Raw genomic sequence first — 517 nt, forward strand, 5'->3', positions numbered from 1 at the left:
TGCCGATCATCGCATCGCTCATGCCCGGCAGGTCCTCGTCGTCGGCGATGTCGCCGGGGCCGATCAGCTTGATCCCGCTCTTGTCGAGCCCGCGCTCCACGAACTGCTTGGCCAGGATACCGGCCTGGCTTGTCGGGACAAAAATGAACAGAGTGTCGGGATTGCCATCCCGCGCGCGCTGCAGGAACGGCGCGAAGTCCGGGTTGGCCAGCGGCGCCTTGATGGTCTCGGCGACCTGGCCGCCGTGCTTCTTGAAGGTGTCGATGAACCACTTCTCCGCGTCGGCGCCCGGCGCATAGTCGGAGACGATCGTCACGACCTTCTTGATGTTGTTCTTGGCGGCCCAGTCGGCGACGATCACCGACGACTGCGGCAAGGTGAAGCTGGTGCGGACGATGTACGGCGACTTCTCGGTGATGATCGAGGTGCCGGCCGCCATGACGAGCTCGACGACCTTGGCCTCGGCCGACAGCGGCGCCACGGCCAGCGCCGCCGGCGTGACTTCAAAGCCGGCGAC

1 protein-coding gene is annotated in these 517 nt (G+C 66.0%); it reads right to left on the reverse strand.

Going from position 1 to position 517, the window contains the following annotated elements:
• The coding region (locus QYH69_RS36000; RefSeq protein WP_308836351.1) for an ABC transporter substrate-binding protein at positions 1-517 on the reverse strand (517 nt) is incomplete at both ends.

The sequence above is a fragment of the Paraburkholderia sp. SARCC-3016 genome (genome assembly GCF_031119615.1).
Lineage (GTDB): Bacteria > Pseudomonadota > Gammaproteobacteria > Burkholderiales > Burkholderiaceae > Paraburkholderia.